This window comes from Pseudoalteromonas sp. MER144-MNA-CIBAN-0113 (assembly GCF_040308965.1).
GTDB classification, from domain to species: Bacteria; Pseudomonadota; Gammaproteobacteria; order Enterobacterales; family Alteromonadaceae; genus Pseudoalteromonas; species Pseudoalteromonas tetraodonis.
Genome location: NZ_JBEOOG010000358.1, coordinates 1 through 272, shown reverse-complemented (window position 1 = coordinate 272; position 272 = coordinate 1). Strand labels below are relative to the sequence as shown.

Here is a 272-nt window from a genome sequence, read left to right as displayed (position 1 = left end):
CACTCCCACCGGCACTCGCGTATATTCACTTTGTCGTTTTTAAACAGTACGCCTTCTGATAGTAGCTTTTCGCGTTGTTCTTGGTATTTTTCGCTACCTTCAGGGAATGATATTTTACCTTGGCTATTCACTACCCTGTGCCAAGGTATAACCGAGTCGTTTGGCATCATTTTTAGTAAGCGCCCGACCAACCGTGAGTTTTGCGGGTAGCCCGCAAGTGCTGCAACTTGCCCGTAACTTGCTACTTTTCCTACTGGTATGCCTGCGATAAC

1 protein-coding gene is annotated in these 272 nt (G+C 47.1%); it reads right to left on the bottom strand.

Annotation, left to right across the window (positions count from 1 at the left end):
* Window positions 1–272: MGMT family protein (locus tag AAEY57_RS20035; protein WP_350608670.1), on the bottom strand; the 272-nt coding region annotated here is incomplete at both ends.